The following is a 25,882-nucleotide window of genomic DNA, read 5'->3' as shown; positions in this document are numbered from 1 at the left end:
AGTCTGGTTTAGGTTGGGCCTAAAGCGACGGGAATCGCGTGAGTCTCTTCTGTGTTCGCCTGATGAAGTCCTTCATGAGGGAGAGTGCTGGTTCGGCATGCGTCTCGAGCAGGAAATGCCCGCCGTCGAAAATATGAGCCTCCATACGTGGCAGATCCTGCATCCAGGACAGCGTTTCGGCGATATCGAAATAGGGCTCGTGACGGCCCCACAGCATGAGCGCCGGCGGTTGCCATTTTTCTAGATAGCCTGCGATCGCATCGAAACGCGCGGCGTGGTTCTTATAATCGGCGATGAGCGCGCGGTGGGTCTCCATGCGGCCGGGAAGATTCATCACCCTCCAGTCCTCGACCCAGGGTTCGCCTTTGATCGTGGCGGCGACCTCCTCCGGCAGACCGCCCGTATATTGCTCGCGCGTGAATTCAAAGGTCAGGTCGGGGGTTGCGGCCGCTTCGTTCTCTTTTGTCGGTTCTGACCAGAACTTCAATGCGGCGTCCCACTGGGGCCCGAAGCCGGTACGATGTGCGTTTGCGTTCTGGATGATGAGGCCCGAAACCAGCTCGGGCGCTTGCATGGCGATCTGCAGGCCCACAGCGGTGCCCCAATCATGCACGTAGATGAAGCGACGCCCGATCACGAGGTGGGCCAGCAATTCGGAAATTGCCTCGCTGATCCCGGCGAAGGAGGGTGTCGGCGGAACGTCGGACTGGCCATGGCCCGGGAGGTCGGGCGCGATCACATAGGCGACGCGCGCCAAGCCAGGGATTACATCGCGAAATGTTCGCGATGAGCTCGGAAAGCCGTGCAGGAGGAGCAAAGCGGGGCTGGATGGATCGCCCGCAGTGACGTAGGCAAGCTCGGTTCCACCGGAGAGACGCATTCGTCGTTGGGCGGGCGGGCTCATGTCGAGATTCCGTTTTGCTGTCTAGAACTGGAGTTCAACTCAGACGAGCGGCGCGAGTTCCCGACGTTGCCGAAGAGCGTCGGCCGGTCTTCTCATGGTCGGGCTGTCCGCGCGGCGACCGGCCTGGGCGAGTACTGTTCTGAGATGCTTTTGGCGCACCAAGGACGAGGATGACGGTATCGCGACCTTGCGGCGACGAGGATTATCGCCGCCAGAAGGGCTTGGCGATCTCTGCCTCGACCTGCCGTCTCGTCAGACCGATATCGTCGATCAAATGAGGATTGTCCTTCGACATTTGCTCAAGTTCCCAGCGAAAGCGCTTCCGCTCGTCCCAGGCCGCGACAATGCTTCGCAGGGTCGCCAGGCTGTAGTGCCGACGCGACATTTCCGCTGGCTCCACGGGCATTCCCGGCCGCGCTGCCTGATGCCGGGCCGATGCAAGAGTATCGTTCATAGCAACCTCCATATGGTTTGAAGGTCCGGGGACCCTCGACCTGAAAGAGGCTGAATTCTGCAGGATACGAACAGCGTCGTAATTAAGCTCTCCCAAATAGTTCTCAAAACTTCCAAACGGGCTATAAATGCGCCGCATGCAGGGATCGCGCTTTGCCTTTGGTCCGTTCGTGCTTGATTCCGGTGCGGGAACGCTGCTTCGCAACGATGTTCCCGTTGCCGTTGGCTACCGCGGGCTAAAGCTACTTGCGGCGCTCGTTGAACGGCCCGGCGAAATCCTTGAGAAGGCCGAGTTGATGGACTCGGCGTGGCCGGGCACCGCCGTCGAGGAAGGCAATCTCACCGTCCAGATCGCGCAGCTGCGCAAGCTGCTTGGTCCGGCCGCGGACGGCGGCGAATGGATCGCCACGGTTCCGCGCGTCGGCTACCGCTTCACTGGGGCCGTCGAACAGCTCGGTGGCGCGAAGCGAAAGCCTTTGCCGCTGCCCGATAAACCATCGATAGCCGTGCTGCCCTTCGTCAATCTCAGCAACGATCCCGAGCAGGAATCCTTCGCGGATGGGTTGACCGAAGATCTGATCACCGACCTGTCCAGGATCTCCGGCCTGTTCGTCATCGCACGCAACTCGGCCTTTGCCTACAAAGGAAAGGCGATGGCCGTGCGCGAGATCGCTGAGGACCTTGGCGTGCGCTATCTGATCGAGGGTAGCGCAAGACGCGCCGCGGGGCGCGTGCGCATCAATGCACAGCTGGTCGACGCGGTGAGTGGCGACCATCTATGGGCGGAACGCTTCGATCGCAGCCTGGAAGATATCTTTGCCGTTCAGGACGAGGTCACCGGCAAGATCGTGGAGGCGTTGCTCGGCAGGTTGCGCGCACCGCCGCCGCGCAATCGGCCCAAAAACCTCGAGGCTTACGATCTCTGCGTGCGGGCGCGCAAGCTGATGGATGATTCGCCGCAGACGGCGCGCGAAGCGCATCTGATGCTCACCCGCGCGGTTTCGCTCGATCCGGAATATGCCGAGGCCTATCGCTGGCTTGCCATGAACCACTGGATGGGATGGGTGCATTCCGGCGGACCAACCGAAACATCCCGTAGCGTTGCTTTGGAACTGGCGCGCAAAGCCGTGGCGATCGACCCCAACGATGCCGGCTGCCGCTGGGTTTTGGCTTACCTGCTTGCCTATGAGCGCAGCTTCGCCGAGGCGGATGCGGAATTCGCCAAGGCGATCGAGCTGGACCCGAACGAGGCCGATGCCTGGGCGGCGTTATCCGACATCGCGGTCCTGGCCGGACGGGTCGAGGAGGGCCTTGAGCACATTCGCAAGGCATTCCGGCTGAACCCGTTTCCGGCAAGTTGGTACTATCTGGCGCTCGGTCAGGCGCAATATGCGGCCGGCGCATACGAAGCCGCTGTCGAGACACTGCGCAGGGACGAGACTTATCGTACGAGCTCGCGCCGTTTCCTGGCGGCAAGCCTTGCCCAATTGGGCCGGCTCGACGAGGCGCGCGCAGAGGTCGAACTGTTCCTCGTCGGCAACCCGCATTTCACCACCCGCCACTGGGCCACGACGGAGCCATTCCGCGATGCCGCGACGCTCGAGCATTTCGTTGATGGCTTCCGCAAGGCCGGTCTTCCGGAGTGACGCGCCGGCGTGACCTCCTAAACGCTTTCGCACCGTTCGTGCGACCTATTCCTCAAAGCGACTCCTGGCGTCACGATCGCGTTCGTATCGTCTCGTGAGCGGAAACGGCGGCAACCAGGACTCGCGACGAATGATCCAGCTTTCGTAGGTCGGCATCAGTTGGTCAGGGGCATCGAGGGATCCCAGGTTCACTTCGATTTCGTCTGCGGTGCGACCGAAAATTGTAGAGCCGCAGCGGGGACAGAAAAACCGCCCGACGTAGTCGCGCGTCTCGCCTTCGACCGTCACCGCATCCTGGGGGAACACCGCGGAAGCGTGGAAAAGGGCCCCATGATGCTTGCGGCAGTCGAGACAATGACAAATGCCGACCCGGTATGGGAGTCCCGACGCCACAATTCGGACGTTGCCGCACAGGCAACCGCCAGTGAATCGGTCCATGCTGCATCTCCCTCCAAAATCAAGCGGTCGGAATGGCTACAACGAACGGCACTGTCATTGCAATTGCCCCGCTGCGGGCGGGGAGGACGCGTTGTCTTCCGGAGCGGGCCGCGCCCACCCTTGCCGCCCTCTTGTTGGAACGAAGCGGTCCTTTCGCTCTTGACAAATATACTCGTCAACGGCATTGACAGGAAAACTTGTCAATGTGAGGGCTGCATGCTCGATATCGAGGTCATAGATCGGCCGAGCGCGGCCGCCGCCGCGTTGGAGCCGGTCCGGAGTCAGCTCCTCTCGGAACTGCGGGAGCCCGCCTCGGCCGCTGCCCTCGCCACACGCCTCGGTCTCAAGCGGCAGAAAATCAATTACCATCTGCGTGCTCTGGAGGAGCACGGGCTTGTCCAAGTTGCAGACACGCGCAAGTGGGGTGGCTTGACCGAGCGGCTCATGGTGGCGAGCGCCACAAGCTATGTCGTCTCGACGAGCGCGCTGGGTCCGGTCGGCGCCGATCCGGACCGCACCGCCGACCGCCTGTCGGCAAGCTACCTCATCGCGCTCGGCGCTCGGCTGGTGCGGGAGATCGGGGCCCTCCAGCGCGCCGCCACGGATGCCGGCAAACACCTGGCGACCTTGGCGATCGACACCGAAATCCGCTTCCGCTCCGCCGCCGACCGCGCCTCGTTCACGCGTGAACTGGCTGAGGCCATCACCACGCTGGCGGCACGCTATCACGACGAAACAGCGCCGCAGGGGCGGTCCCATCGCCTTGTCGTGACGGCGCATCCTTCACCAGCCAATCCGCAAGGAAAGGACGTTCAATGCCAGTAAAAAAGATTCCGCCGGCAATCGCTCGGTCGAGGCGCAAGTGGACGTCCCCGGTACACCGGAGGACGTCTGGAACGCGATCGCAACGGGACCTGGAATATCTCAATGGTTCGTGCCGAGCGAACTCGAAGGCCGCATCGGAGGAACCACCGTTTCGCATTTCGCTGCCGATGGAAGCATGGATTCGGTCGCCACCATCACGGCTTGGGAGCCGCCCAAGCGGTTTGTCGCAGAAGCACCGGGTCAGGCGGGAACGGTAGCGACGGAATGGACCGTCGAGGCGAAGTCCGGCGGGCTTTGCACCGTTCGCGTTGTCCATCGGTGGTTCGCGACTTCTGATGATTGGGATGATCAGTTCGAAGACCACAGCTATGGATGGATCGCCTTCTTCCGCCTGCTCCGCCTCTACCTCAAGCACTTTCCCGGGCAGCACGGCTCGGCTTTTCAGCTCTTGTTCCGGTCCTCTCAACCTTTAGCCGATGCATGGCGAAAGCTGGTTGAACCCTTGGGCCTGGCGAATGCGACTGAACAACGGCGCGTGGCTTCGGACACGCGGGCATTCGAGGGTGTCGTCGAACGAACAGGGCCGCAGGACCATCCCGAGCTGGTGGTCCGGCTGGACCAGCCCGCGCCGGGTTTCGCGCACCTCTTCGCCTTGCCGATGGGCGGGATGACATTCCTGTCCGTGCGGTTTTTCCTCTTTGGCGACGATGCAGCGAGCGTTGCAAAACGGGAGGAGCCAAGATGGCGAACCTGGCTTGAAAAGCACTTTCCAACTTCGAGCGAGTAGCGCTCCAGCGGAAACGTAGTTGTCAGTTTCATCAACGCTGCGCGGCATTAAATCTACCCTAAAGCACACCCGCCATGGAGCCGACGAAGCTTTCCGAGCTATGATTACCGTCTTAGTGCGGGCAGGCCGCTGTGGTGCTTTTGCGCAGTATGCTCCACTCCTGCGAGCAGATCGAAGAGCCATGCCACACCCGCATCCATCATCGCGACCTTGGGAGCGACGGCGTTGAGCCGGAAGCCGGGCAACGGCAACGGGGCATCGAGGCTCAGGACGCCGAAACGCGCCGCATGCATGGTAACGAATCGCCGCGGCAGGGCCGAGATGAGATCGGTCTCCGCGATGACCGCAAGCGCGAACATGAAGTTGGGAACAGTCAACGCGATCCGTCTTGCCCGGCCTTGCTTGGCCAGCTGTTCATCCACGAAGCCATAGGGATCGCCACTGTGCGAGACCACCAGATGCTGCATGTCGCAGTATCGCTCCAGGGTCGGATCACGCGCGAACGGATGTCCAAGGCGCATGGCAATTACAAAGTCTTCTTCGTAGATGCAGCGCTTTTCGAAGCGAGGCGGGATGTCATCGGACGGAATGATCGCGATATTGATGGCGTGCGCCTCGAGATCGACAATCGCGCTTCGCCACACGCGGGCCGGAGAGGGCAAGAGCTGACGCACGCCGATGTCGATGCGTGGCGCAATCCGGCTGAGTTTGGCGAGAAGCGGGCGCAGGATCACGGCTGAGACACCGTCCGGCGCGCCGATTGCGAACCGGCGCACCGCCGTGGCGGGGTTGAAGGGTGCGGCAGTCGCCATGACGCTGCGCACGCGCGCCAGAATATCGGCGATCGGCGCGGCCAGTTCCGTCGCACGCGCCGTCGGCACGACGCCCTTGGGTGTTCTTAGGAACAGCGGATCATTGAGGAGCCGGCGCAACCGGCCGAGCCCGTGACTGACAGCCGATGGAGTCAGATTAAGCCGGTCCGCAGCCCGGCCCACGTGGTGCTCTTCGAGCACGGCCTCGAAGAGGACGAGGAGATTGAGATCGGCGCGTGAAAGATCAATTCCGTTCAGCATATTGCTGAAATCATATCATTGGCTTCATCAAGATCAACATGCAATTCTGCCGGTTGAGCGGTGCATCGCTCGGACGAACGCAGCCTTGAGCGGGAAAACAGCCATGTCGGTGATGATGATTTCCGAGGTCGGCAGACAGTCGCGGCAAGGGTATGATGGCATGCTCGCCCTCGTGGGTGGCGCTTTGAGGCAGGCGCCGGGCTTCATCATGCACGTGTCGCACCCGGTGGCAGCCGGCTGGCGGATCGTCGAGGTGTGGAACTCCCAGGAAGACGCGACGCGCTTCTTCGCTGCTCATATCGCGCCGAATCTGCCGGATGGCATCCGGCCGAAGCTGTCCTTCCAGCCGCTGCACAGTCTTTTGAAGCCCTGACGGAAAATGCCGGCCGGTTGAAAGATGTGAGATCGCATCGGCTCGACCGATGCCAGCAGGCTGCGCCTGCGGATTGGTACAAACATAGGAGAAATTCTCATGCCAGTTTCACGACGTTCAGCACTCGCTGCAGCAGGCGCCGGTCTCGCGTCGCTTGGGGTCACGAAAGCTACGAGCGACTCTGCCGTTGCCCATCAGGTCTCCATCGCCGACGATGAGGTTGCCACGCTCATCAGGCAGACCGCCGAAGCCAACGCGGCGCTGATGCGCGGCGACATCGCCCGATACCGTGCGTTGATTGCGCTCACCGATGACTTCACGCTTATGTCGCCTTTCGGCGGAAAGCCGACACGCGGCGTGGAGATGACAAGCGAACGCTGGGAGGCAATGGGGCGTTTCTTCAAGAACGGCACGCTGGAACAAGAGCTGGTCCAAGCCTATGCCGCGGCCGACATGGTGGTTCTCGCTGTCATCGAGCGCGGCCGCGGCGAAGTCGGCGGTCTGCCGGCCCAGGACTGGCCGCTGCGCGTCACCTTGGTCTATCGCCGCGAAGGATCCGAATGGCGGCTCGCGCACCGGCACGCTGACCCGCTCGCCCGGGGTATCAGCCTGGAGCAGGCGGCCGCGCTGGCCCGCTGACCCGCCGCTGAGGGTCCACGCCAGACCAACGTTGCAATCTCCCAACGCTCTGACAGCTCCGCGCGTTCTGTTTCAGGCTGCCGTTTCGACCGGTAGGCCGGCGGCCTTCCATTCGGGATAGCCGTCCTCGAGCCGACGGACGAGGTAGCCCCGCTCCCGCAAGGCGGCGACCGCTTCGAACGACAGAACGCAATAAGGGCCGCGGCAATAGGCGATCACTTCCCGATCCGCCGGTAGCTCGCCCAAGCGACGCTCCAGCTCGGCCAGCGGGATGTTGAGGGCGCCTGGAAGATGCCCAACCCCAAATTCATCCTCGGGCCGCACGTCGAGAACCGTGACCACGCCGTCATGCAGCCTCGAGACGAGGTCGTCTCGCGACACCGGTTCCATCGCATCGCGAGCGCGGAAATAGTCGACCATGACGCGGCCGATTTCGGCCACGTTTCGCTCGCCGACCCGGCCGAGCGCCTTGATCAGCGCCACCACCTCGGCATCGCCGGCAAGACTATAGAGCACGTGCTTGCCGCGGCGCTGCGTCTCGACGAGGCGCGCCCGCCGCAGGATCTGCAGATGGCGCGACGTATTGGCGAAACTCAGATGGGCTCGCGCGGCGAGGTCCTCGACGCTGCGCACCCCTTGCGCCAGATGCTCCAGCAGCCCGAGCCGATGCGGATGGCCGAGCGCCTGAGCCACTTCGGCAAGGCCTGCGTAGATCGCCTGTTTCGGTCCGATGCTTGACACCGCTTCTCCTCAGTGAAACATTCAGCGGAATGATTGAGTGTTCTAGCCCTTCGTAGCGAGGCGCGCAAGACCATGATCCTCCGCCAGTTTCTTCACACCCTCCTGATCGAGGACGAGGGCGCGTTCATCCGCTTCATGCTCGCCGAGATTCCGCCGGTACCGCCCAAGGCCGCGGCACTCCGGGCCGCCAATTCCGGCTTGGCTGCGGCGGCGGCCTGACCCATGGAGGAAGCGGCATCGGTTCCAGGCAAGACGGGTTCATCCGTCAGGCTCGGCCTCAGGGAGAACTGGCCGCAATTCGCGCTGCTCGTCGTGATCAACGCCTTTGTCGGCGGCATGGTCGGGATAGAACGGACGGTGGTGCCGCTGATCGGATCGGAGGAGTTCCACGTCACATCGACGACGCTCATCGTCTCCTTCATCGTCAGCTTCGGCGTCGTCAAGGCCCTCGCCAATCTGGTCTCGGGCCAGCTTGCCGACGCGTGGGGCCGCAAGCGCGTACTCGTTTTGGGATGGCTGGTCGGCCTGCCGGTGCCGTTCATGATCATCTGGGCGCCGACCTGGGAATGGGTGATTGCGGCCAACGCATTGCTCGGCATCAACCAGGGGCTCGCCTGGTCGATGACCGTGATCATGAAAGTCGATCTCGTCGGGCCGAAATCGCGCGGCCTTGCCGTCGGCCTCAACGAGTTCGCCGGCTATCTCGCCGTCGGGGTGACGGCGTTGCTGACCGGCTATCTCGCCGCGCAATACGGACTTCGGCCAGTGCCGATCTATCTCGGCATCGGCTATGCGGTCGTCGGTGCCGCACTGTCGATCCTGCTGGTGCGCGACACGCGCGACCATGTTCGGCTGGAGGCTTCATCCCACGCGCAGCAGGCCGCGCCGATCAGCTTTCGTGAGATCTTCGCGCTCACCTCGTTCGGGGATCGCAACCTGTTCGCCGCCTCGCAGGCCGGTCTCGTCAACAATCTCAACGACGGCATGAGCTGGGGCATTTTCCCATTGTTCTTCGCTTCCTTCGGTCTCGGTGTCGAGCGCATCGGCATCCTCAAGGCAATCTATCCCGCGACATGGGGTGTCTTGCAGATCGCCACGGGTTCCCTGAGCGATCGCTTGGGGCGCAAAGGCCTGATCGTCGCCGGCATGTGGGTTCAGGCCGCCGGTCTGTTTCTCACCGCGGCGACGCACCGGTTCGAGTGGTGGATCGTCGGCAGCCTTCTGCTCGGCCTCGGCACGGCAATGGTCTACCCGAGCTTGATCGCAGCCGTGTCCGATGCCTCGCATCCGACCTGGCGCGCCCGCTCACTCAGCGTCTATCGGTTCTGGCGGGATCTCGGCTACGCGATCGGTGCGCTCTCCGCCGGCCTCATCGCCGACAGCTTCGGGCTGTCATGGGCGATCGCATCGATCGCCGCGCTGACGTTTCTCTCAGGGGTAGTCGTGGCTGTCGTGATGAGCGATGTCTCGCGCTCGTCTACAGATCCGTCCTCAAGGAGGGCAACATGACAGCGGCAGATCGCTCCCCGAGCAATTGATCCGGCGCAAATTCGCCACGCCTTTGGCTTACATTGAAGTTTGACCGCGACCGGCGGTTTGCCGGCAGTAGGGAAAGAGCTGAAAAGCATCTCCGGCCGCAGAGCCGCCAGCGCCTTGGGACGAGCTCTGCCGAGCCCCATGAGAGGAAGGAGGATGTTATGACGTTGATTGCACTGATGCGCGCGGCCGCGCTCGCCGCCATTGTCGCCGCCGGCGCGACGGCCATAGCCGCCGCGCAAACGACCGCAGCGGATCCGCACCATACGACGGTCGCGCAGGCGCCGTCTCCCGAGCCTGGAGGTATGGCGGGACAAGACCAAGGTGCACAGCCCGCTCAACCCGGCATGATGGGCCAGGGCATGATGGGCCAGGGCATGGGCCACAGCATGATGGGCGGCGGGATGATGCAGCCCGGCATGATGGGCGCAATGCCGATGATGCGCATGCGCGGGCACATGATGAAGATCATGTTCGCCATTGCCGACACGAACGGCGACAGCGCGCTTTCCTTCGAAGAGATCACCGCCATCCATAAGAGAATCTTCGATAAGGTCGACGCGAACAAGGACGGCAAAGTGACAACCGAAGAGGTTCAGGCATTCATGCGGGAATAGCCGCGCGCAAGCTGATTGCCGGGCACGACGGCCTCCGCGCGGCCGCGACGTTCGCCGCCGGAAAGGTGCGGGTATACCGACAAGCCGCGACCGAGGCTCCTGAGCATGACATCGATCTATCTCGACTACAACGCCAGCACGCCGATCGATCCTTCGGTCACGGCTGCCATGCGGCCATATCTGGATGAGGCTTTCGGCAATCCGTCGAGCGGCCATTGGGCGAGCATGCCGGCGAAGGCTGCACTGGAGAAGGCCCGCATCCAGGTTGCGGCGCTGCTCGACTGCGCACCCGACTAGATCGTGTTCACAAGTGGCGGCAGCGAGGCCAACAACCTGGCGATCAAGGGCACGTTCTTCGCGCTGAGGCACAAGGGCGAGCATATCGTCACCACCACGGTCGAGCATCCGGCCATTCTCGCCCCTTGCCGGTTCCTCGAGCAGCTCGGCGCGGCAGTGACCTATGTGCCGGTCGACAGCACGGGCCGGGTCGATCCCGAGGACGTGCGTCGTGCCGTCACGCCGCGCACCATCCTGATCAGCGTCATGCACGCCAACAATGAGGTTGGCACGATCCACCGGCGTGCTGGCACTGAGAGCGCTCTGCTCGCGGTCGGACTCGGCGCTGCCTGTGCGCTCGCCGGCGACCTGGAGCCGATGGCGCGCGTCCGCGTGCTGCGCGATCGGACGCGCTGCAGGAGAGTTTCGGCGACCGTGTCGCACTCAACGGGCACCCCCAGCACCGCCTTCCCAACACGCTCAGCGTTTCGTTCGTCGGCATGATCGGTGCCGAGGTGCTTTCGCGTCTAGAGGGCGTCGCGGCGTCGACCGGTTCGGCCTGTCACGCCGGCCGGGTCGAGCTCTCCCCAGTGCTCACGGCCATGGGCGTGCCCGAGAAGATCGGCATGGGCGCCGTTCGCTTCAGTCTTGGTCGAGGAACGACCGGCGCCGAAATCGACCCCATCGTGGATCGGCTTCGAGCCGTCACGTCATAAGGCTTGCTGCGCCGGCGGCTCTTTCGCCGCTGCGGCTTCCTCTGGACTGAGGGCGCCCGGCCGGAGCTTGAACAGAATCAGCAGCGGCCCGGCGACGAAGATGGAGGAATAGGTCCCGGCGAGGATGCCGAAGATCATCGCGACCGTGAAGGACTGGATGACTTCGCCGCCCCAGATCGAAAGCGCCGCCAGCGCGAACAGCGTGGTCACGCCGGTCAGGACCGTTCGCGCCAGGGTCTGGTTCATCGACAGGTCGAGCAGCTCGGCAATCGGCATCCTTTTATAGCGGCGCAGGTTCTCGCGGACCCGGTCATAGACAACAACCGTATCGTTGATGGAGTAGCCGACAATGGTCAGGATCGCGGCTATCGAGGTCAAATTAAACTCTATGCCGGCGACGACATAGAAGCCGATCATCAGGATCACGTCGTGGAACGTCGAAATGATGGCGCCGAGCCCGAACTGCCATTCGAACCTGATCCAGATGTAGACGAGCATCGCCAGCAGTGAGGCGAGCACGCCCATTGTGCCGTTGAACGCGAGTTCGGAGGAAACCGTCGGACCGACAACCTCGATGCGGCGGAACTCGTAATCGGTTTCGAGTGCGCTTCTTACTTTTTCCACGGCGGATTGTTCGGCAATGTCGCCGCCCCCCTGGGTGCCGATGCGGATCAGCACGTCGCGGGTCGAGCCGAACTCCTGCACCTGCACCTCACCCAGTTCGAGGCCCGTCAGCCGCTGACGGATGTCGCCGATGTCGGCCTGCTGGCCCTTCGCCTGCACCTCGATGCTCGAACCGCCGCGGAAGTCGATGCCGTAGTTCATGCCGACCGTGAAGAACAGCACGGCCGAAGCGATCGACAACAGCAAGGACAGCGTGAAGGCGTATTTTCGGAATGCCATGAACGGCACGCGCGTGTCGTCGGGCACCAGCCGCATGACACCGTTGGGCATCGTTTTCGGCCGCTGCCGGCGAAGCCAGAACGCGACCAGCCAGCGCGTCAGCGTGAAGGCCGTGAACACGGTGGTGACGATGCCGATGGCGAGGGTGACGGCGAACCCCTTGATCGGCCCCGAGCCAAGGAAGAACAGGATGACGGCCGCAATCAGTGTCGTCACATTGGCGTCGACGACGGTCGCCAGCGCCTGTCTGAACCCGGAATCCATCGACTGCACGATCGAGCGCCCTTGGCGGTTCTCTTCGCGGACGCGCTCGAAGATGATGACGTTGGAATCAACCGCCATGCCCATCGTCAGCACGATGCCGGCGATGCCAGGCAGCGTCAGCGTCGCGCCGAGAACGGACAGGACGGCGATAATCAATGCGACGTTGGCCAGGAGCGCGATGTTCGCGATCAGTCCCAGTCGCCCATAGGCGAACAGCATGAAGCCGACGACCAGGAACCCGGCGATGATTGACGCGAACTGGCCCGCCTCGATCGAATCGCTACCGAGGCTCGGACCGACGGTGCGTTCCTCGACGATGGTGAGGTCGGCAGGCAGCGCGCCGGCGCGCAGCAGGACCGCAAGGTCGTTCGCGCTCTCCACCGTGAAACTGCCGGATATCTGCCCAGTGCCGCCCAGGATTGGTTCGCGGATCTGAGGCGCGGAGATCACCTCGTCGTCGAGGATGATGGCGAACAGGCGCCCGACATTGGCCTGAGTAGCCTGACCGAAGCGGGTGGCGCCGCGGCTGTCGAAGCGAAACGAGACCACCGGCTCGTTGGTGCGCTGGTCGAAGGTTGCCTGCGCGTCGACGAGGTTTTCGCCGGAGACGATGATCCGGTTCTCGATCAGATGCGGAACCCGCGGCTCGTCCGTCGAATACAACACCGTCGAGCCCGCAGGCGGGCGGCCGGAGATCGCCTCCTCGACGGGAATCGACTGGTCGACCATCTGGAAGGTCAGCTTGGCGGTCTGTCCGAGGATATCCTTCAGCCGCTGCGGATCCTGCAGGCCCGGCACCTGGACCATGATGCGTTCCGATCCCTGCCGCTGGATGATCGGCTCGGTCGTGCCGAGCTCATTGACGCGCCGGCCCACCACCTCGATCGATTGAGTGAGCGCCGCGGCGATCCGGTAGTCGATCCCGGCTTCGGTCAGCGTAAAGCGCAGCAGGCCCGGTTCCGGCTCGGCCATCTCCATCTCGGTCACCGAGCCGCTCATGAAAAGGCCGGTCGAGATCGGCTGCGTCAATCTTTCGAGCGCGGTCTTCGCAGCTTCGATCTGGCCTTGGTCGCGAATGCGGACCTGGATGGAATTGGCGGTGCCGGTAAGCCCGGTATAGCCGATCTGGGCATCGCGCAGCGATGTGCGGACCTCGTCGCGGGCCGATTCGAGGCGTTCGTTGGCGAGATCCTGCCGATCGATCTGGAGCAGGATGTGCGAGCCGCCCTGCAGGTCGAGGCCCAGCGTCAGCTGCCGCTTTGGCAGCCAATTCGGCAGCGATGCCAGGGTGGAGGCGGGAACCAGGTTTGGAGCTGCGTACAGGATACCGGCCAGGACCGTCAGCCAGATGAGAATGGTCTTCCAGCGCGAAAAATGCAGCATGTTCTTGTCCGTTCAGCCCATATCGGGCGGAAACCGCCTCCGACAAGAGCTTTGGCGTTCCGATCGGCGAGCAACTCGACGAGAGCCCGGGAACGCGATGTGAAAGTTTTGGGAGTCGGCGGCCGCGGTCGCGCGGCCAGGATCATGCCGGGAGAAACGGAGGCGCGCGCGCATCAAAGGCGCGGATCGGCGACAGTTTCGCCCGGTCCTCAGACCCGATACCAATCGGTGCGGCTGACGCGGTTTCGAACGGCAGGCGCAAATCCGGGATAATGCAAACGGGCTTGCCGTTTCCCGCAATGGCAGGCGTTCCCGTCTTGAAACGGGAAGTCTCAGCTGCAACACGGCGCGCAATGTCGCGGACAAGGATGGTCGCGACCGGTTTGGACGCAGCGAGCCTCATTTGCTCTTTAGCTACATCATGTCCGACCTGGTCGGCTGTTGCCGCAGGAATGGTCCAGACCAAAAAGAGCAACGACGCGAGCAGCCGCAGACCAGCGCTCACGCTGAGCAGAACGCCGGGCCTAGCCCGTCTTCGGCCGCTTCGTCTCATCTCATCGGTATGGCTCTCATACACTGCGATTGATACGCTTTCGCCTTCTTTGCCTCAGTAAGCGGCAGGCCGCACTCTTTGTCTAACTACAGCACTTGCATTGCGAATTGAAGCGCACCTTTCACGAACTCAAAGGTCAAGTGTTGGCCGATGCGCTTCCTTTTCGACGAGGAGCACAAAGAGGCGGCCGCTCCAGAGCACCACCCTTCTCGATGTAGCTTGATGCCTCGAACAGGGCTCATCTGCCTAGCTTCCCTGGCTTTCTCGGGGAACGTTCAGGCTGCGCGCCGGGACGCAGCCTAACGTGCCCACCTCCGACATTCCAGCCAGACCATTTTGGAGACGCTCATGGCCGACACCTGGTGGCGCACGGGCTGGCACGCGCCGGTCGATCGGCTTGATGGCGAAGGCTTATGACACCGAGGATCTCACCAACGGCCCAAAAAAGCCGATGATACGTGTTATTCGCTTCTGGCCAGCGTCGAGGAAGGCTATGTCCAAACCCTCAGGGAAGGACGATCCATCAGGCATCGCAAACTTCCACGCAAAGCGTGCGATCCCATGATGAACATCCACGTCACTTGTCCGTAAGATGCGGGCACCGGGATGCTTGGCCAGAACTCTTGCGATGTGCGCGAGCAGTTCTTCCGCGCCAGTCGCATGGACTGCAGGATCCGTGTATGTCGCGCCATCGCTCCAGATCGGTAACAGCAACGCCCGCCGTCGCTCGGCGCTCTCATCGGACCAAGCAGCACAATACGAATCGATGAGAAGCGTCAAAGGCATTCTATCCCCCTATTGTAGATCACGGGTCTGACTCGGCTCACACTCGCCTTCTTCGTTGCCGCAACCAGCTCATCGTTAAAGGCCCGCTGGCTGACGACAAGGCGCCTAAGGCCGAAAACTGCATAGTGAAAATCCGCTCAGCCAGTCACCCTTCCCGCAATCCAGGTCGGAGAGATCTCATCTGGATTTTCCCAGAAATTGCGATAACGCTGCAAAATCATCATGTAGGTGGCCAGCTGCAATCGCCCGTTGGAAGATCGCGTCGTAACCGTCCACCACAGAGCGGTCGATCTTGCGCGCCTCCATCAGCTCCAGGAGATGCTGGAATGCGCCGTAATGCGGGGAGATCGACGAGAGCGTCTCGTCGTCGCTGGCAAACCGGCCAGCATCCGTTCGCTTGATCACGTCGGCGACAAGCCCGTCAATAACAGGCGCTATTGCGGTCCACTGCCGTCCCAACTCGCCGAGGTCGATCTCTTCGGCCTGACACACGGCGATCGCATGCAGCGTTCCAAACAGCGCGCCCCACATGAGCGCAAGCAGCGCGCTATCAAGTGCGTTCGCACGTCCCGGTTCTTTCCCGACATGCTGGACATTGCCGCCCAACGCACGAAACATCTCCTCGTTCGCGTCGAAAGCCTGCCTTGGCCCCGAGATCAGTATCGTCCCGGCATCTGTGCCAATGAAATCCGGCGTGGCCATGATCGCGCCATCGAGATAGCTGGCCCCGTGCGCAGCAAACCATTCAGCGGCTTCGCGTGCGCCATGCGGCGTTCCCGAAGTGAGTTCCACGATCAACTTGCCGCGAATGGCTGAAGCAACAGCATCGTCGCGCAGAACTGCGCTTGCCTGGTAGTCGCTTACGTTCACGATGATAATCTCAGCCGCATTGAGGGCTTCCAGGACGGACCCTGCGACAGTGGCGCCGAGCGCGGCCAGCGGTTCGGCCTTTTGTTTTGTCCTGTTCCAGACCGTCGTCCGATATCCCGACCGGAGCAGGGCGCGGGCGAGCGCTGATCCCATACGACCCGTCCCCACAACGCTGATTGAAAGCTTCATTACAACACTCCATACCAATAGGCGCCAATTTTCGTCACGGGCAGAGGTATGTTGGAGTGAGTGGCGCGCACAATACGCACCTGGAGGTAAGTGGTTACCCAACGGTAAGGAGAGCATCATGAATAAGCCGACGGGCAATTGCGGCTTCGCAACCGCGATCAAGGCGATCGAAGGGAAGTGGAAAGTGGATATTCTTTGCGAGCTTGGAACGGCGTCTCGCAGGTTCGGCCGATTGAGGCAGTCCATTCCGGCGATCAGTGAAAAGATGCTGACGCAGCAATTACGCGAACTGGAGGCTGACGGGCTTGTGAACCGAGAAGTCTATCCGGGATCGCCGACTAAGGTCGTCTATTCGTTGACAGAAAGCGGAGCGGCGCTCAATGCTGGAGCAGAGGCGCTATGCCGTTGGGGTGAGCAATTCCCTTCCCGCACCGATGCTTAAGCATGCTGTTCGCCACGCGAGTTGGACGTCGGCTTCATGGCGCTTCGCCCTCGGCCGGAAACAACGACAGCCAATAACGGGCGATGTCGTTGCGGCGCATGAAGGCGGCCTCCGGCCTGGACAGAACCGTCTCGATTATGCCTTCCAATGCCGCGGCCCGGTTGGGCTGGCCGGTCCATCGCGCATGGACGGCTATCGTCATCATGCGCCCGCCTTCTTCCCTGGCTTCCCTGATCAGGAAGTCCAGATAGGCTTCGACGTTGTCGACGAAGTCCTTGGGCGTCACATAGCCGGGGCTTACCAGATAGCGGCTGTCGTTCAAGGTCTTGGAATAGGGAATGATCAGAAGGCGCCCGTTCTGTGCCGGCACGAAATAGGGCAGGTCGTCGTTGCACGGATCTGAATCATACAGGAAGCCGCCTTCCTCGATCAGGATGTCGCGCGTGTTGACGCTGGGAAAGGAACGGCTGTTCCAGCCGATCGGCCGCTCGCCGAGCAGCTCGATGAACAGCGCGACGGCACGCTGCAGATGGTCGCGCTCCTCGTCACGGCTCAGGGTCCATTGTTCGGTCCAGCGCAGGCCATGGCCGAGCAGATCGTGACCCGATTGGCGCAGCCATGCCGTCACCTCCGGGTTGCGCCGCAGCGCCTCGGCACAGCTCGAGATCGTGGCGTGGACCCCGTGTCGCTCGAGCAGTCTGGCGATGCGCCAGATGCCGACGCGGCTGCCATACTCGAAATGCGTTTCGGTGCCGAGATCGCGGATGCCGGCCGGCGCCGACAACGGATATTCGCCCCAGCCATCGCTATGGTCGTCGCCCTCGAACAGCGAATATTCCGCCCCTTCCTCGTAGCAGACCACGAGATTGACTGCGACCAGACGTCCGTCCGGCCAGATGATCTGCGGCGGCCGCCGGCCGTAACCGACGAAATCGCGCGGCGGGCCATGGCGATGCTGGAGCTTCATGGCAGTATAACTCCTGGCGGGTTGCCGATCCGGGTCAGCGAGGAAATCGGGCTCGAAGGCCGGCGCGGAACGGCGAACCAGATCAGATTTACCCTTGGATCCAGGATTTCGCCACAACCAGACTGCAGCAAACCGTATGTCAATCCGCAGAACTCGGGATACAAGAATCCCGATCCACCATGCCAGGCGACAATGTCGGGGCCATCGCCCTTTGCGGGGGCGCCTGTCTGGTTTGGAGCGGCATCAGTACGGCGTTTGCATTGAGGGAAGTCTGGAGGTGCTCAGCTGGCTGTCAGTCCGTGTGTGCGCCCAGGCGCCAAAGCACTGACCGATTCCCGCTCGACCAGCGGGCATTCAAGCTTGGTAATTGGGTAGCGGCCGCGGCCGGGCGGTGCAGGGACTTCCAATTGCTCGATCGCCCATTGCCCCATCGCCATATGCGGCAGGATCGACGTCGTCAAAGGCGGGAACAGATGCCGGGCGATTTCCTCGTCGTCATAGCCGATCACCGAGATATCCCCAGGGATGTGCAAGCCGGCTTCCTTCAACGCTTCGTAGCAGCCGATCGCGGTGCGGTCGTTCTGGCAGAAGATTGCGGTCGGCCGATCCTTGAGTGCCAGAAGCTTGACTGTCGCGGCGTAGCCGGCGCTCGCCGACCAGTCGCCCTCGACCACCAGCTCCACATCGAACGGGATGTCGGCCGTCGCCAGTGCCCGGCGGTAGCCCTTCAGCCGATCCTGCGCCGCCTGCATCCATGGCTCGCCGGTGATGGTTCCGATGCGGCGGTGGCCATGGCTGATCAAGTGGCGGGTGGAACTCTGCCCGCCGGCGATTTCGCTCGGCACCACGGCGGGAAAGGCGTAGTCGGCGGTATAGCAATTGAGCAGGATGACCGGGATATCGAGGCCGTAGAGATAGTCGGGCGCGGTGATCTCGCGCGTAAAGATGGTCATGTAGATCAGCGCCGAAATACCCCGCTTGGTCAGTGCCGCAATCGCGCGCGGCTCCATGACGGTATCACCCAAAGTCTGCGCGACCAGCACGACATTGCCGGCATTCCACGAGGCCTGGCGCGCTCCTTCGATGGCGACGACCGCTTCGGGACTGGTCGCCAGTTGATCGACCGCGAAGCCGATCACCCCGTCCAGCCCCTCGAACGAGGCGATAGGGCTGCGAAGAGCAGAGAAGGCTGGTGGCGCATAGCCGAGGCCCCGCGCGGCCCCGATCACCCGTTCGCGGGTCTGTTGCGAGAGCCTTATGCCCGGCGTGTTGTTGAGGACGAACGAAACCGTTGCCTGCGAGCAGCCGGCGGCCCTGGCGATATCGGTCATCGTAACGCGACCCTTGGGGTTCTTGGCCGATGGCTTTCGGCGCCGGGCGGCTTCAAGGGGAGGATCGCGCAGATCCGTCGGTTCGCTCATGGCATTGTGTTCCAAATTCCCGGCTTGTCTAACCAGAGGTCGTCCTGGACGTCATAAAGACGGCAGGACGTCCGACGACGTTTCGCGTTTATAAACGAGCACTCGATTAATCATTATTATCATTCTGATAGCCGAATGGCTAGCAGTGCGGGAGAGCAATACGCGGTCCTGAAAGATCGATTTCTCGGAATTGGGCCCAACTCAAGGCCTTTGGACGGCTTAACGGAAGCCTCCCTTCTCACACGGCAGGCAGCCATTCGCCGGCGGCACCAGAGGTTTCCAACCAGAGACTAATACTATTTACTAATAGGCGTGAGCATTCTAATGTCAATTTGTCATGCCCGGCTCGGGACCGAACGGGCCATGGCGGCAAGCAAGCGTGCTGCGCGGTATCGGTGGCACTCAGGCGCAGAGCAACGCCGCGCAATTACTGAAATGTCAGACAAATCCGACTATTTACGAACTGCTAATGAGTCTCTAGAGTTCAAATCGCGGCTGGAATGGTGCCGTTCTTTCGCTGCCATCACCCCTTGAGGAGGGGGCGTCCAAGCCGCATTCGACAAGTTCAGATCAGCGAAATGACTGAATCAATGGGAGGTTGAACATGAAATCTGCGATACGAAATGCGTCCATCGCCGCCGCGGCCTTGGCCCTCGGTCTGTCCATCACTGCAATTGCCCGTGCCCAGGATAAACCGACGCTGGCCTTCGTCGTCAACGGCGCCTCTGATTTCTGGAAGGCGGCCGAAGCCGGTGTCAAGAAGGCGCAGGCCGAACTGCCCGGCTACAATCTGGAGCTCAAATATCCGGAGCAGTCGTCGGTTGCCATTCAGCAGCGGCTGATGGACGATCTGGTGACGGCCGGCGTCAAGGCCATCATGGTATCGGCCGTCGATCCCAAGACCTCGACCGACGGGCTCAACAAGATCGCCTCGGAGACGGCGCTGTTCACCACCGACAGCGACGCGCCGCAGACCAAGCGTATCGCCTATATCGGCTCATCCAACATCGATGCCGGCAAACAGGCGGCCGAGATCGCCAAAAAGGCGATGCCCGACGGCGGCAAATGCCTCGGCTTCGTCGGCTTGCTCGGCGCCGATAATGCCAAGGAGCGCATCGAGGGCATGAAGGAAGGGCTCGCCGGCACCAAGATCGAGCTGATCGACGTGCGTGGCGACGACATCGACCAGGCCCGCGCCAAGAAGAACGTCGAGGACGCGCTGGTCGCCAGCCCCGACGTCACCTGCATGGTCGGCTTCTATTCCTACAACACGCCGCGCATCTATGAAGCGCTGCGCGACGCCGGCAAGCTCGGCCAGATCACGGTTGTCGGCTTCGACGACGATCCGATCACGCTGGGCGGCGTCAAGGAAGGCACCGTTGCCGCCACCGTGGTGCAGCAGCCCTTCGAATGGGCCTACCAGGGCATGAAGCTGATGGCCGCCTATCTCGAGGGCGACAAATCGGGCATTCCGGAGAACGGCCTGATCATCATCCCGACCAAGATCATCGGCAAGGACGACGTCGACGCCTATGCCGCCAATCTGAAAGCAATGTCCGGCAATTAGGACGAAAGCAGTTGCGCCGGCTCGAGGTTCGCTTCGGGTCGGCGGCTTGCATTGACGAACCCTGCGAGGGTCGTCAGTCTGCAGATGTGGCTAGAGCGGCCCACCAGCTGCTGTCAGGCGTGATGAATTATTCCGACGCATCCATCGGTGTATCCACGACTGCCCCGTTCCTCAGTCTCGAGGGCGTGCGCAAGACCTATCCCGGCGTGGTCGCGCTGGATGGATTTTCGATGGAGGTCAGGCCTGGCGAGGTCATCGGCCTCGTCGGCGAAAACGGCGCCGGCAAGTCGACGCTGATGAAGATCCTCGGCGGCGTGACCACCCCCGACACCGGCACGATCACCGTCGACGGCGTCGCCCATGATAGGCTGACCGTCGAAGCCAGCATCGGTTCCGGCATTGCCTTCGTTCATCAGGAACTCAACCTGTTCGAAAACCTCGACGTTGCCGCCAACATCTTTTTCGGCCGCGAGCCGTTGCGCGCCGGTCCGCTCAGGCTGGTCGACCGCGCCAGGCTGCGCACGCTGGCGGCGCCGCTGCTCAAACGCGTGGGCGCCAATTTCTCGGCCGATACGCCGGTATCGACGCTGTCGCTTGCCCAGCAGCAGATGGTCGAAATCGCCAAGGCGCTGTCGATCGAGGCAAGGCTGGTGATCCTCGACGAACCGACATCGAGCCTGCCCCTTGCCGAAACCGACAAACTGCTCGACGTCATCAGAGCGCTGAAGGCTGAGGGGATCAGCGTCATCTTCATCTCGCACCGTCTTCACGAGGTCGAGCGGGTCGCCGATCGCGTCGTCGTGCTGAGGGACGGCAAGCTTGCCGGCACGCTGCCGAAGAGCGCCGTCAACCACGACCAGATGGTCAAGCTGATGATCGGCCGCATGCTGAAGCAGCGGGAGAAGGCCGCAGAATCGGCGCGCCCGCCCGGCACTGTCGCCCTGTCGGCCAAGGCCATTCGCACCAGCGCCTATCCAGACCGGCCGGTCGATCTCGGCGTCAGGCAAGGCGAAATCCTAGGGCTGGCGGGCTTAGTCGGCTCTGGCCGCACCGAGCTGGCGCGCGTGCTTTTCGGCATTGAGACGAGCCTTGGCGGCGCGCTCCAGCTTGATGGAAAAGACCTGGTTCTCGGTTCGGCCGCCGACGCTGTGGCCAACGGGATCTTCCTCGTCCCGGAAGACCGCAAGCTGACCGGCATCCTGCTCGATCTGTCGATTGCCCAGAATATTTCGCTTCCCAATCTGCCGGCGCATGCCCGGCGGTTCTTGGTTTCTGCCGGCGCCGAAGCCGTCACCGCCGAGAAGCAGAAACGCAATCTCGGGATTAAGGCACCGTCGGTGGCGACGCGCACCGGCACGCTGTCAGGCGGCAACCAGCAAAAGGTCGTGCTGGCCAAGTGGCTTGCCATGAACCCCAAGGTGATGATCCTCGACGAGCCGACGCGCGGCATCGACATCGGCGCCAAGGCCGAAATCTACGGGCTGATGCGCGCACTGGCCGATGCCGGTGTCGCCGTGCTGATGATCTCCAGCGACATGGAGGAGGTGATTGGCGTCTCTGACCGCATCGCTGTCATGCATGAGGGCCAGATCTCAGGCATTCTCGACAAGGAACAGTTCAGCCAGGAAAACGTGCTGCTGCTGGCCGTGGGCAAGCAGCCGAGATAGTTTTTTGATGTGGTGCAAGTTCTGGTCGCAAAACCGTAGAACACTTTTGCGGACCCTGCCTAGGCAGGGATTGGGGAGAAGACGATGAGCAAGAAAGATCTCGGCCTGCTGATCCTGATCCTTGTGGTGGGAGCGGTTGTGGCGATCATCAATCCGCGCTTTCTGCTGCCGATCAACCTCGCCAACACGTCGAACCTGATCGGCCTGTTCGGCATCCTGGCTATCGGCCAGGCCTTCGTCATCATCACCGGCGGCATCGAATTGTCGGTCGGCTCCGTGGTTGCGCTGCTCGGCGTCCTGTTCGTCGATTTCATCGCCACGCGCGGCATGGCATGGCCGGTCGCGCTGCCGCTGATCCTCGTGCTCGGCGGCATGATCGGGCTGGCACATGGCTGGCTGATCACGCGGCTCAAATTGCAGCCTTTCGTGGTGACGCTATGCGGCCTCTTGATCTACCGCGGCGTCGCGCGGTTCTACACTGCCGACGGCACCGCGGGTTTTGCTTTCGGACAGAACTTTCCGGAGCTCGAATTCCTGACCGCGGGGCGATCCTATGGCGTGCCGAACAGCTTCATAGCGCTGATCGTCATCGCCATCGTGATGTGGGTGGTGCTGCATCGTTCGGTGTTCGGCCGCTATCTCTACGCCATCGGCAAGAATGAGGAGGCGGCGAAATATTCCGGGATACGCACCGGCCGCGTTGTCATGGCGGCCTATGTCATCTGCGGTGTGCTGACGGCGCTGTCGGCGATCTACTTCGCCATGTACACGCGCTCGATCTCGCCGGCGAGCCACGGCCAGTTCTACGAACTCTATGCCATTGCCGCGGCAGTGCTCGGCGGCTTCTCGCTGCGCGGCGGCGAGGGCTCGCTGATCGGCGTCATCCTCGGCACGGTTCTGCTGCAGGAACTCCAAAACCTCGTCAACCTGCTCGGCATCCCCTCCTCGCTCAACTTCGCGGTGATGGGCGGGGTGATCCTCATCGGCGTGCTGGTCGATCAGCAATGGGGCGTGTATCGGGAGCGGCGGCTGATGCTCGAGGCGACCCGCAAGGGCATGGCTGGTGCGTCCGCGGAATAGCGGCTCCGCCTCTCCCTTCTCCCCACAAGGGGAGAAGGGAAGACGCAGCCTTAAATTAAGCCCGACATGTCGGAGAATGCCATGGCCTTGCGCAACACATCGGCAAAGCGCTCGCCGGCCGCCTCACGCGGGCCGCTATTGTCGATCGAGGTGACGCCTGGCCCGGACAACGCCACATTGGCGCTGCGCGCCAGGCGCGCCAGCACCTCGCCGCGCGACTCGCGGCCGCGCATCGCCAGTCGCTCGGCCAGGATTTCCGGCGATGCGGTGATCTCGACGACAGCCAGATTGGCATAGCGATCGCGCAGCGCCGGGATGATGGCGCGGGAGACATTGGCAATTGCGATGCGGCCATTGGCCACCGACCAGTCGACTTCAGCCGGGATGCCGTAACGCAGACCATGCGCCTCCCAGGAGATGGCGAAGGCGCCGTCCGCTTCCGCCTCGACAAAGGCCGCGTCGGCGAGCGTGTCGTGATCCTCGCTCGTCGTGTCGCTCGGCCGGGTGATGACCCGGCGCACGAACTCCAGCCGGTTCTCGTCGGCAAACAGTGCCCGGGCATAGCCGATCACCGTATCCTTGCCGGCGCCGCTCGGCCCCACGACGGCGACGAAGACGCCGTCGCGGATCGGAAACGCAGCGGCGGACAATTCACGCTCGATCGACGCCGACACCATCACGCGACCCGCCGTCCCTGCCGCCAGACCGTGCGGACCACCGGGACGTGATCGTCGAGACGGACGCGAACCAGGTCGGCGCGCCGGCCCTGCTCGATGACGCCACGGTCGGCGAGGCCGACCGCCTCGGCCGGGTTCTTCGAAACCATGGCCACCGCCTGAGGCAGGGAAATGCCGCCGACTACGTCGCCGAGGAAAAAGGCCGACTGGATCAGGCTGAAGGGAATGTAGTCGGACGACAATATGTCGAGCAAGCCTTCGCCGGCGAGCGTGCGGGCCGAAACATTACCCGAATGCGAAGCACCGCGCATGACGTTCGGCGCGCCCATCAGCACCCCGAGCCCTGCCCCCTTCGAAGCTTTTGCGGCCTCCTTCGTGGTCGGGAACTCGGCGACGCGGACACCCTGTTCGATCGCCTCGTCGACATGGCCTGTCGTGGCGTCGTCATGGCTGGCCAGCACGATGCCGCGCTGATGGCAGGCGGCAGCGATGAAGGCGCGGTTCGGCCCCGAATTCGTCGCCGACTCCGCCATCCGCTTCTCGCAAAATTGCTGGAATTCGCGATCCGTCAGCTTCAGCTTGCGCTGGTAGTAGTAGGCATAGGTTTCCAAGTCGACGAACTGGCGCTGTCCCGGCGCATGGTCCATCAGTGACGCCAGCTTGATCCTGTCATCGCCATCGAAGTGGGCGAAGGCGGCGAGGCAATCCGGCGCCGAAACCTCGCAGCGCAGATGGATGAAATGGTCGGCCCGCAGCCGGTCCTGCTGGACGCTGTCCTCGATCGCATCGGCCAGCTTGCGCATGTCGGCCGAATTCATGTCGGCGTCGTCGTCCATGCCGACGCGCAAGGCGTCGAGCACGGTGGTGATGCCGGCGGTCGCCACCTGCGCGTCATGGGCGAGAACGGCGGCGATCGGGTTCCAGCGCACCTTCGGCCGCGGCGCGTAGTGGCCTTCGAGGTGGTCGGTATGAAGCTCGACCAGCCCGGGAATGATGAAATCGCCGCCCATGTCTTCGCCGGTCCGGCCGGCGCCGGCATCGATCCCGGCGATCAAGCCGTCGCGCAGCACGATCGAGCCCTCGACGATCTCGTCGGCAAGCACGATGCGGGCATTGTTGAGAACGGTCTCGGCGGTCATTTCAGGCAATCCTTGGAGCATTTTTGCAGCCAATTGATACCAATTGGCGTCGCAAAAAGGCGGTTAAAACAAATAGTCATCTCAGGCAGTTCTTCTGGCCGGGCGGCGCCCGAGCGCGTGATGGGAAAGCACCATGAACGGGGCGCCAGGTTCAGTTTCGACAAACAGGGTCAGTGCGTCCACCGGCACCGGCCGTTGCAGGACCTGCGCAAACAGGCTGTCGATTGCTGCGCGAAGACGAGGGCTTTCCTGTGACGAGGCACGGCCGGATAGCGTCATATGGAACCGGAAGGTCTCGAAGACATAGGGGTAGCCCCACTGGCAGAGATTGCGGAATTCATCCGGCTTCAGCGAATCAGGGCTGCGACGTTCGATCTCAGCCTCGGTCAGCGGCGCGCGAAAACGGTCGAAGTCGCGCACAACGTCGTCGGCGAAGCGGTTGAGCGCCGGCAGCGGTCCTTCCGGCACCAGCGCGAAGAAGCCGTCGATTTGGCTGACGACCAGCCGTGGGATGGTTACCACCGGCGTCGCCAAGGCAAAATCGTCGAGCGCCGCGCGAAGCGCGGCTTCCGTTTCGTTCGAAGCCAGCCGGAAGGGCGCCTTCAGCGTCGCATGAAAACCGTAGCGGCGCGCCGAAGCGGTGTGGAAGGCGACTTCCGCCGCCGACAGCTCGCCCACCGCCTCGACCGGCCTCGTGGCGGCGCCGAACGGGTCGCGGCCGAGCCAATTGGCGGCGATCCGCGCCAGCGGTTCGTCCTGCCGGGGAGTGAAATAGATGGCGTAGCGCATCGAAAGTCCTCGTCAACTCCCGCTGCCATAGGCGATTTGCATGACGAAATGACGAAGCTGATGATCGCCCTGATAACAAAGTTGTTCAGGCGGGTCATTAGAGCGGGATGAGATTTGTAAGAGTCGTGGGATTCCCAAATCATCGCAGTTCTGATTCAACA

Annotated in this window: 27 protein-coding genes and 1 pseudogene; 14 read left to right on the top strand and 14 right to left on the bottom strand. The window is 62.6% G+C overall.

Going from position 1 to position 25,882, the window contains the following annotated elements; genetic code table 11:
- Nucleotides 1-19: 19 nt before the first annotated feature.
- Nucleotides 20-904, bottom strand: a complete 885-nt coding sequence (locus ACWTU7_RS12210) for an alpha/beta fold hydrolase (protein WP_455838731.1) — start codon at nt 902-904, stop codon at nt 20-22.
- Nucleotides 905-1,106: 202 nt separating this feature from the next.
- On the bottom strand, nt 1,107-1,310 hold the full coding sequence (locus tag ACWTU7_RS12205) for a DUF1127 domain-containing protein (RefSeq protein ID WP_065011685.1): 204 nt from the start codon (nt 1,308-1,310) through the stop codon (nt 1,107-1,109).
- A 184-nt stretch (nt 1,311-1,494) separates the two neighbouring features.
- Here ACWTU7_RS12205 and ACWTU7_RS12200 point away from each other — a divergent pair, with 184 nt between their 5' ends.
- Entirely contained in the window at nt 1,495-3,003 is a 1,509-nt protein-coding gene (locus ACWTU7_RS12200) for a winged helix-turn-helix domain-containing tetratricopeptide repeat protein (RefSeq protein WP_455838861.1), read from the top strand.
- A gap of 45 nt (nt 3,004-3,048) precedes the next feature.
- Here the strand turns inward: ACWTU7_RS12200 and ACWTU7_RS12195 are convergent, their stop codons facing one another.
- Entirely contained in the window at nt 3,049-3,441 is a 393-nt protein-coding gene (locus ACWTU7_RS12195) for a GFA family protein (protein WP_455838730.1), read from the bottom strand.
- A 216-nt stretch (nt 3,442-3,657) separates the two neighbouring features.
- On the opposite strand from ACWTU7_RS12195, the gene ACWTU7_RS12190 reads away from it, so the two are divergent.
- Together ACWTU7_RS12190 and ACWTU7_RS12185 are read left to right on the top strand one after the other, a co-directional pair.
- A complete protein-coding gene (locus ACWTU7_RS12190; protein ID WP_455838729.1) occupies nt 3,658-4,266 on the top strand; it encodes an ArsR/SmtB family transcription factor in 609 nt (202 codons plus the stop codon).
- Nucleotides 4,220-5,053 (top strand): SRPBCC family protein, encoded by an 834-nt coding sequence (locus ACWTU7_RS12185; RefSeq protein WP_455838860.1) that lies wholly within the window; start codon nt 4,220-4,222, stop codon nt 5,051-5,053. Before ACWTU7_RS12190 ends, ACWTU7_RS12185 begins: the two co-directional genes overlap by 47 nt.
- 104 nt (nt 5,054-5,157) lie before the next feature.
- Here the strand turns inward: ACWTU7_RS12185 and ACWTU7_RS12180 are convergent, their stop codons facing one another.
- Nucleotides 5,158-6,126: a LysR family transcriptional regulator gene (locus ACWTU7_RS12180; protein ID WP_455838728.1), complete on the bottom strand. Its 969-nt coding sequence runs from the start codon at nt 6,124-6,126 to the stop codon at nt 5,158-5,160.
- Between the two features lie 103 nt (nt 6,127-6,229).
- On the opposite strand from ACWTU7_RS12180, the gene ACWTU7_RS12175 reads away from it, so the two are divergent.
- Both ACWTU7_RS12175 and ACWTU7_RS12170 read left to right on the top strand, forming a co-directional pair.
- Entirely contained in the window at nt 6,230-6,499 is a 270-nt protein-coding gene (locus ACWTU7_RS12175) for a hypothetical protein (protein WP_455838727.1), read from the top strand.
- Nucleotides 6,500-6,598: 99 nt separating this feature from the next.
- Entirely contained in the window at nt 6,599-7,138 is a 540-nt protein-coding gene (locus ACWTU7_RS12170; protein ID WP_455838726.1) for a YybH family protein, read from the top strand.
- A gap of 72 nt (nt 7,139-7,210) precedes the next feature.
- On the opposite strand, the gene ACWTU7_RS12165 is transcribed toward ACWTU7_RS12170, so the two are convergent.
- Complete coding sequence (locus ACWTU7_RS12165) at nt 7,211-7,879, bottom strand: ArsR/SmtB family transcription factor (RefSeq protein ID WP_455838725.1); 669 nt, start codon at nt 7,877-7,879, stop codon at nt 7,211-7,213.
- A gap of 72 nt (nt 7,880-7,951) precedes the next feature.
- Here ACWTU7_RS12165 and ACWTU7_RS12160 point away from each other — a divergent pair, with 72 nt between their 5' ends.
- The 5 genes and pseudogenes from ACWTU7_RS12160 to ACWTU7_RS12140 all read left to right on the top strand — a co-directional run bounded on the left by ACWTU7_RS12160 (nt 7,952) and on the right by ACWTU7_RS12140 (nt 11,024).
- On the top strand, nt 7,952-8,098 hold the full coding sequence (locus tag ACWTU7_RS12160; RefSeq protein ID WP_455838724.1) for a hypothetical protein: 147 nt from the start codon (nt 7,952-7,954) through the stop codon (nt 8,096-8,098).
- A gap of 3 nt (nt 8,099-8,101) precedes the next feature.
- Nucleotides 8,102-9,388: an MFS transporter gene (locus ACWTU7_RS12155; protein ID WP_455838723.1), complete on the top strand. Its 1,287-nt coding sequence runs from the start codon at nt 8,102-8,104 to the stop codon at nt 9,386-9,388.
- Between the two features lie 188 nt (nt 9,389-9,576).
- Nucleotides 9,577-10,032, top strand: coding sequence for an EF-hand domain-containing protein (locus tag ACWTU7_RS12150; RefSeq protein ID WP_455838722.1), 456 nt, complete (start codon nt 9,577-9,579; stop codon nt 10,030-10,032).
- A gap of 105 nt (nt 10,033-10,137) precedes the next feature.
- Nucleotides 10,138-10,812 (top strand): annotated as a pseudogene (locus tag ACWTU7_RS12145) (cysteine desulfurase family protein).
- Nucleotides 10,809-11,024 carry a hypothetical protein gene (locus ACWTU7_RS12140; protein ID WP_455838721.1) on the top strand — a complete coding sequence of 72 codons (216 nt, stop codon included), beginning with the start codon at nt 10,809-10,811 and terminating at the stop codon, nt 11,022-11,024. Before ACWTU7_RS12145 ends, ACWTU7_RS12140 begins: the two are co-directional and overlap by 4 nt.
- On the opposite strand, the gene secDF is transcribed toward ACWTU7_RS12140, so the two are convergent.
- The 4 genes from secDF to ACWTU7_RS12120 all read right to left on the bottom strand — a co-directional run bounded on the left by secDF (nt 11,019) and on the right by ACWTU7_RS12120 (nt 16,089).
- Nucleotides 11,019-13,574, bottom strand: coding sequence for a protein translocase subunit SecDF (gene secDF, locus ACWTU7_RS12135; RefSeq protein WP_287335473.1), 2,556 nt, complete (start codon nt 13,572-13,574; stop codon nt 11,019-11,021). The two genes, ACWTU7_RS12140 and secDF, sit on opposite strands and share 6 nt — an antisense overlap.
- Before the next feature lie 142 nt (nt 13,575-13,716).
- Nucleotides 13,717-14,079 (bottom strand): hypothetical protein, encoded by a 363-nt coding sequence (locus ACWTU7_RS12130; RefSeq protein ID WP_455838720.1) that lies wholly within the window; start codon nt 14,077-14,079, stop codon nt 13,717-13,719.
- Between the two features lie 459 nt (nt 14,080-14,538).
- Entirely contained in the window at nt 14,539-14,907 is a 369-nt protein-coding gene (locus ACWTU7_RS12125) for a hypothetical protein (RefSeq protein ID WP_455846521.1), read from the bottom strand.
- 183 nt (nt 14,908-15,090) lie between these two features.
- Entirely contained in the window at nt 15,091-16,089 is a 999-nt protein-coding gene (locus ACWTU7_RS12120) for an NAD(P)-dependent oxidoreductase (protein WP_455838859.1), read from the bottom strand.
- A 1-nt stretch (nt 16,090) separates the two neighbouring features.
- Between ACWTU7_RS12120 and ACWTU7_RS12115 the strand changes: the two genes are divergently transcribed.
- Nucleotides 16,091-16,414: a winged helix-turn-helix transcriptional regulator gene (locus ACWTU7_RS12115; protein WP_029347356.1), complete on the top strand. Its 324-nt coding sequence runs from the start codon at nt 16,091-16,093 to the stop codon at nt 16,412-16,414.
- 34 nt (nt 16,415-16,448) lie between these two features.
- On the opposite strand, the gene ACWTU7_RS12110 is transcribed toward ACWTU7_RS12115, so the two are convergent.
- Together ACWTU7_RS12110 and ACWTU7_RS12105 are read right to left on the bottom strand one after the other, a co-directional pair.
- On the bottom strand, nt 16,449-17,381 hold the full coding sequence (locus ACWTU7_RS12110) for a polysaccharide deacetylase family protein (RefSeq protein WP_455838719.1): 933 nt from the start codon (nt 17,379-17,381) through the stop codon (nt 16,449-16,451).
- Between the two features lie 281 nt (nt 17,382-17,662).
- A complete protein-coding gene (locus ACWTU7_RS12105; RefSeq protein ID WP_455838718.1) occupies nt 17,663-18,802 on the bottom strand; it encodes a LacI family DNA-binding transcriptional regulator in 1,140 nt (379 codons plus the stop codon).
- Between the two features lie 604 nt (nt 18,803-19,406).
- Between ACWTU7_RS12105 and ACWTU7_RS12100 the strand changes: the two genes are divergently transcribed.
- From ACWTU7_RS12100 to ACWTU7_RS12090, 3 genes are all read left to right on the top strand, one after another.
- A complete protein-coding gene (locus tag ACWTU7_RS12100; protein WP_029347363.1) occupies nt 19,407-20,369 on the top strand; it encodes a sugar-binding protein in 963 nt (320 codons plus the stop codon).
- A 122-nt stretch (nt 20,370-20,491) separates the two neighbouring features.
- Nucleotides 20,492-22,036 (top strand): sugar ABC transporter ATP-binding protein, encoded by a 1,545-nt coding sequence (locus ACWTU7_RS12095; protein WP_455838717.1) that lies wholly within the window; start codon nt 20,492-20,494, stop codon nt 22,034-22,036.
- Between the two features lie 84 nt (nt 22,037-22,120).
- Nucleotides 22,121-23,116: an ABC transporter permease gene (locus ACWTU7_RS12090; RefSeq protein ID WP_455838716.1), complete on the top strand. Its 996-nt coding sequence runs from the start codon at nt 22,121-22,123 to the stop codon at nt 23,114-23,116.
- A 50-nt stretch (nt 23,117-23,166) separates the two neighbouring features.
- On the opposite strand, the gene phnN is transcribed toward ACWTU7_RS12090, so the two are convergent.
- From phnN to ACWTU7_RS12075, 3 genes are all read right to left on the bottom strand, one after another.
- Nucleotides 23,167-23,796: a phosphonate metabolism protein/1,5-bisphosphokinase (PRPP-forming) PhnN gene (gene phnN, locus ACWTU7_RS12085; protein ID WP_455838715.1), complete on the bottom strand. Its 630-nt coding sequence runs from the start codon at nt 23,794-23,796 to the stop codon at nt 23,167-23,169.
- Entirely contained in the window at nt 23,793-24,932 is a 1,140-nt protein-coding gene (locus ACWTU7_RS12080; protein WP_029347370.1) for an alpha-D-ribose 1-methylphosphonate 5-triphosphate diphosphatase, read from the bottom strand. Before ACWTU7_RS12080 ends, phnN begins: the two co-directional genes overlap by 4 nt.
- Before the next feature lie 81 nt (nt 24,933-25,013).
- The gene (locus ACWTU7_RS12075; protein WP_127208900.1) at nt 25,014-25,721 is read right to left on the bottom strand and encodes a DUF1045 domain-containing protein; all 708 of its coding nucleotides are present in this window, start codon (nt 25,719-25,721) and stop codon (nt 25,014-25,016) included.
- Between the last annotated feature and the right edge of the window lie 161 nt (nt 25,722-25,882).

It is taken from the genome of Mesorhizobium sp. BHscii (assembly GCF_053848065.1).
The sequence above is the reverse complement of the archived record's forward strand: the minus strand, read 5'-3'. Positions and strand labels throughout refer to the sequence as shown.

Bases quoted from the DNA above. Each gene is read 5' to 3' on its own strand.
- secDF (WP_287335473.1), bottom strand. From the start codon at position 13,574: ATGCTGCATTTTTCGCGCTGGAAGACCATTCTCATCTGGCTGACGGTC.
- ACWTU7_RS12155 (WP_455838723.1), top strand. From the start codon at position 8,102: ATGGAGGAAGCGGCATCGGTTCCAGGCAAGACGGGTTCATCCGTCAGG.
- ACWTU7_RS12140 (WP_455838721.1), top strand. From the start codon at position 10,809: ATGATCGGTGCCGAGGTGCTTTCGCGTCTAGAGGGCGTCGCGGCGTCG.
- ACWTU7_RS12205 (WP_065011685.1), bottom strand. From the start codon at position 1,310: ATGCCCGTGGAGCCAGCGGAAATGTCGCGTCGGCACTACAGCCTGGCG.
- ACWTU7_RS12160 (WP_455838724.1), top strand. From the start codon at position 7,952: ATGATCCTCCGCCAGTTTCTTCACACCCTCCTGATCGAGGACGAGGGC.
- ACWTU7_RS12200 (WP_455838861.1), top strand. From the start codon at position 1,495: ATGCAGGGATCGCGCTTTGCCTTTGGTCCGTTCGTGCTTGATTCCGGT.
- ACWTU7_RS12150 (WP_455838722.1), top strand. From the start codon at position 9,577: ATGACGTTGATTGCACTGATGCGCGCGGCCGCGCTCGCCGCCATTGTC.
- ACWTU7_RS12080 (WP_029347370.1), bottom strand. From the start codon at position 24,932: ATGACCGCCGAGACCGTTCTCAACAATGCCCGCATCGTGCTTGCCGAC.
- ACWTU7_RS12110 (WP_455838719.1), bottom strand. From the start codon at position 17,381: ATGAAGCTCCAGCATCGCCATGGCCCGCCGCGCGATTTCGTCGGTTAC.
- ACWTU7_RS12100 (WP_029347363.1), top strand. From the start codon at position 19,407: ATGAAATCTGCGATACGAAATGCGTCCATCGCCGCCGCGGCCTTGGCC.
- ACWTU7_RS12120 (WP_455838859.1), bottom strand. From the start codon at position 16,089: ATGCTCTCCTTACCGTTGGGTAACCACTTACCTCCAGGTGCGTATTGT.
- ACWTU7_RS12195 (WP_455838730.1), bottom strand. From the start codon at position 3,441: ATGGACCGATTCACTGGCGGTTGCCTGTGCGGCAACGTCCGAATTGTG.
- ACWTU7_RS12075 (WP_127208900.1), bottom strand. From the start codon at position 25,721: ATGCGCTACGCCATCTATTTCACTCCCCGGCAGGACGAACCGCTGGCG.
- ACWTU7_RS12115 (WP_029347356.1), top strand. From the start codon at position 16,091: ATGAATAAGCCGACGGGCAATTGCGGCTTCGCAACCGCGATCAAGGCG.
- ACWTU7_RS12190 (WP_455838729.1), top strand. From the start codon at position 3,658: ATGCTCGATATCGAGGTCATAGATCGGCCGAGCGCGGCCGCCGCCGCG.
- ACWTU7_RS12170 (WP_455838726.1), top strand. From the start codon at position 6,599: ATGCCAGTTTCACGACGTTCAGCACTCGCTGCAGCAGGCGCCGGTCTC.
- ACWTU7_RS12105 (WP_455838718.1), bottom strand. From the start codon at position 18,802: ATGAGCGAACCGACGGATCTGCGCGATCCTCCCCTTGAAGCCGCCCGG.
- ACWTU7_RS12180 (WP_455838728.1), bottom strand. From the start codon at position 6,126: ATGCTGAACGGAATTGATCTTTCACGCGCCGATCTCAATCTCCTCGTC.
- ACWTU7_RS12095 (WP_455838717.1), top strand. From the start codon at position 20,492: ATGAATTATTCCGACGCATCCATCGGTGTATCCACGACTGCCCCGTTC.
- ACWTU7_RS12210 (WP_455838731.1), bottom strand. From the start codon at position 904: ATGAGCCCGCCCGCCCAACGACGAATGCGTCTCTCCGGTGGAACCGAG.
- ACWTU7_RS12090 (WP_455838716.1), top strand. From the start codon at position 22,121: ATGAGCAAGAAAGATCTCGGCCTGCTGATCCTGATCCTTGTGGTGGGA.
- ACWTU7_RS12175 (WP_455838727.1), top strand. From the start codon at position 6,230: ATGTCGGTGATGATGATTTCCGAGGTCGGCAGACAGTCGCGGCAAGGG.